Origin of the sequence: Tumebacillus amylolyticus, assembly GCF_016722965.1 — a bacterium.
In the GTDB taxonomy this organism is placed as follows: domain Bacteria; phylum Bacillota; class Bacilli; order Tumebacillales; family Tumebacillaceae; genus Tumebacillus; species Tumebacillus amylolyticus.
This window is the reverse complement of record NZ_JAEQNB010000021.1, coordinates 1-3699: the sequence shown is the minus strand read 5'-3', so window position 1 is coordinate 3699 and position 3699 is coordinate 1. Positions and strand designations below refer to the sequence as shown.

At 45.5% G+C, this 3699-nt stretch carries 2 protein-coding genes, 2 rRNA genes and 1 other annotated feature; all 4 genes read left to right on the top strand.

Annotated features, from left to right (window positions below; all coding sequences use genetic code 11):
* Positions 1-3 precede the first annotated feature (3 nt).
* Positions 4-120: ribosomal RNA gene (gene rrf, locus JJB07_RS23520) — 5S ribosomal RNA — on the top strand.
* Positions 121-258: 138 nt separating this feature from the next.
* Positions 259-717: a hypothetical protein gene (locus JJB07_RS23515; RefSeq protein WP_201638493.1), complete on the top strand. Its 459-nt coding sequence runs from the start codon at positions 259-261 to the stop codon at positions 715-717.
* The gene (locus JJB07_RS23510) at positions 714-3251 is read left to right on the top strand and encodes a tyrosine-protein kinase family protein (protein WP_201638492.1); all 2538 of its coding nucleotides are present in this window, start codon (positions 714-716) and stop codon (positions 3249-3251) included. The genes JJB07_RS23515 and JJB07_RS23510 overlap by 4 nt, the downstream gene beginning before the upstream one ends.
* A gap of 210 nt (positions 3252-3461) precedes the next feature.
* Positions 3462-3538: a sequence feature (23S ribosomal RNA rRNA prediction is too short), on the top strand.
* Between the two features lie 58 nt (positions 3539-3596).
* Positions 3597-3699, top strand: a 5S ribosomal RNA gene (rrf, locus tag JJB07_RS23505); the annotation flags it as partial.

Sequence of the window (3699 nt, the reverse complement as noted above, 5' to 3'; positions counted from 1 at the left end):
ATGTCTCGTGATGATGGCGGAAAGGTCACACCTGTTCCCATCCCGAACACAGAAGTTAAGCTTTCCAGCGCCGATGGTACTTGGACCGCAGGGTCCCGGGAGAGTAGGACGTCGCGAGGCAATATTTATAGAAGAAGAAGACCTGATCCAGTGCTGATCAGGTCTTTTTCTGTGCAGGAGATAGAGGAGCGAAAGAGAAATTGATACGAGGAACATAATTTGGATTCGTCATCATATGGTTTGAGGGGATGCCCGAGGATGGAGAACTTTCTGTTAGCCTACCAAGCAAGAGAATTGGACACGGAGGTCCTGATCAATGCCAACCGCAAAGTCGGAGCTGTGCATTTGGGCGGATGTACAGTGGAGTGTTTACTAAAAGGAATCATTGTTCGCCGAAATGGAATAGATGAATGGGAAGAAGATAAAGATGGACGTAAGCACGGAATCAAACGACCATCTCATATCTTAATAAAAGGACTCGAGCACGTACCGGAACTACTTCGTCGCTTGGATCAGTCACAGCATTTAAAAGATTGTTTGGAAATTCTGCAAAATCCTAAGGTTGACTTTATCGATATGAGATATGATGGTGAGGAAATTGATGAGGACAGATATAAAGAATGGAAGAAAGCATACCATACTTTCATTTTGTGGTTGAAACAACAAATGATGCAACTGCAACAACCTAAATCTAGAAAAAGAGGTAACTGCAAATGATACATAAAAAAGAGATAGCAGACCATCTCCGCAGGTTTCTCGGAAAAGGAAGCCAAGTGAAACTACATTGGGTCTTCAGTCAAACTGCCGATCTATTTGCGGTTTCAGACCGTTTTCGTGACTTGGGGCTAGAACAGCGACAAGAGATCATCCGGCAATGGCAAAAGTCGGTCGATCCTTCGCTCAAGGTCATGTTGATGTCTCTTTATACGCCTGAGGAAGTAGTGGAACTCAGAATTCAGATGGAAGATGAGGAGACCAAAACGTTTGAAGTGCCCACGACATGGCTTGAATTGATGGACTGGGGCCTTCAGGGGAATAAGATCAAAAAAGTGCCGCAGAACCCAAAGACGATCGCCTTTTATTCATTCAAAGGAGGCGTTGGGCGCACCACGGCCTTGGTGCATTCGGCTTGGTCTCTTGCAGCGAAAGGGAAACGTGTGGTCATGGTGGACCTCGACTTTGAGGCTCCGAGTTTGCACCGCACGCAGAAGATGACGGTTCCTGATAAAGGGCTGGTCGATTACCTCTATGAGCGGACGAATCTTTTTGGCGACGATGAGCCGAAGATCAGCATTGCTGACACGATTGGTGAAATCGATGTTCCCCGCGGAAAATTGTTTGTCGTGTCCGCTGGTAAGGTTGACATGGATTACATAGCCAAAGTAGACGATCTGCGGAATCTTTCCATCTACGATCACCGTTTGTGGGAAGATTTTCGCGAGGAACTTGTTGAGCAGTTACAACCGGACTTGATTTTGATCGACTCCCGCACTGGTATCAATGTTTGGGGGGCACTTTCGATGTTGATGATTTCGGATAAATCAATTTTGTTTATGAATCCGAACCCGCAAAACTCCGAGGGGATGGATACGATCTTGACCTCGTTGATCAAGGTAGGCATCGAACCGCATGTGGTCATGTCCCCGGTACTGGGTGACATTGGCCGGGAAAAAGCGATGAGGCTCTGGAAAAACATCGACGAGTCGATGGAACAGGCGCGTGGGGTCAGCCGTAATCAAGAAAGAGCATTTATCGGGGGAGGTTTTCTTGCAGAACCGATCATCATTCCGTACGCTTCTGAAATAGCCATTGCCGATGAGTACCCAGTTCCTGCTTTCCGGGAAATCTATGAAAAAATCGTTGATGTCCTGCAAGATGAATCAGATAAGCAAAAATTGCAGGAGATCTTGTCCGGGCATGAAAGATGGGAAATCATCGAATCTCTGCCTTTTGGGCCGGTCGAACTTGACGGTGAGGTTGAGGTCGAACGGTTCCAACGTACTGCTGATTACGATCGTTTTATTGATCCCTCGACGATCTTGATACGAGGAAAAAAAGGGACCGGCAAAACACAATTGTACCGGATGGCACTCCACCATTTTGATGTTCTCAAAAAATGGAGCCCAAGAAGCTTAGGCCATGTAACTCCTGTTGCAGCTTATGGACAGGGCGCGGTTACATTGAAAGTACATCAGAGGAAAGAGATCGGCGATGAGTTGGCAAAGCGAAGGGTTGATTGGGAATCGTTTTGGTGGCTGGATGCTCTAATGAGTATTACACATGAAAGTTCCGATCAATTGAATGCTCTGACCGACGTACAGAAGTGGTTGGAATTAATCGAGAAATGGACTCCAGATACAAAACGTGAAATTCAAGAGTTGGTCCAACTGGAAGGTCATAGATTGATACTTAGCAAAGAAAGTGTTTGGCTGTTATACGATGACGTGGACCAACTTCCGGTTGAACAACTTATCGGGCTCCTCACCTTTGCCGTCTCGCTTGATAAAATGGGTCTGAAACAGATTCGTCCTAAGATTTTCTTGAGGGATGACATCTGGGATCAGATTGACTTTGTAGAGAAGAAAAGTTTTGTTGGGCGAAACATTGAATTAAAATGGTCAGAGGAAGACTCATACAGATTTGTATTTAATCAGGCAATGCGTTCAGAGAAATTTGCTGAATTGGTAAAGGAACTCGTTCCCGGATTTGATCGGGACCAAGTTGATGATTATGTTTTGGAGACAGCATTAGGGTTGTTGTGGGGTTATGAATGGCATGAAAATGAGCCCCAACCTAAAGTCTCTAATGTAGTACATGGGGTACTTTCGGATGCGGAGAATCAGGTGCTGCCTGGAACCTTGATGAAGATGCTAGATTTTTCAAAACGGCTTGAGATTACGAAAAGGGAACTTGGGGAGGTTCCGTCTAAATCGAATCGTCTATTCCAAAAAAGAACTCTTTGGTCAGCGGTAAAAGCTACATCAAAATTCTGTTGTCAGGAAATTCGGGGGGAATATCCGAAGTTGAATCAATGTGGTTTTTTTGATTTTCTCGAAACCCTGCCTCGGTTCACACCTAATGAACCTTTGCGCGACTGGTGGCAAGAAAATGCTGCAAGTGATTATCCAACGTTTGATGCATTCCTGATGTGGATGAAACAGATAGGGTTAATTTTGACAGTAGAGAGTTCTGTATTTTTCCCTAATATCTATGCAATTGGTTTTGGAATGGTATTAAGAGAGAATACCTGAAGCGGATATGTGCGCTTCAGGTATTTTTTCGTTCACAGATCATGACGCCGCTCACTTATCATATGACCCGCGCTTCTTTTACGATATGGGCACAGGGGAGGAAGAAATCATGGCATATTTAGTTTTGTGATTAATTTGTATACGGGGGATGTGTGGCGATGAAAGCGTGGTTTGAGAACACATAGCTGAGGGGCTTTTTGCTTATGTTTTACCCCCTGTAGACGACAGGGTTGATAGGCTGGAGGTGTACGTGCCGCGAGGCATTCAGCTGACCAGTACTAATCGGTCGAGGGCTTATCCTAAGTTCTTGAATCACACACAAAGGTTGCTCCATCCAGTTTCATGTCTCGTGATGATGGCGGAAAGGTCACACCTGTTCCCATCCCGAACACAGAAGTTAAGCTTTCCAGCGCCGATGGTACTTGGACCGCAGGGTTCCGGGAGAGTA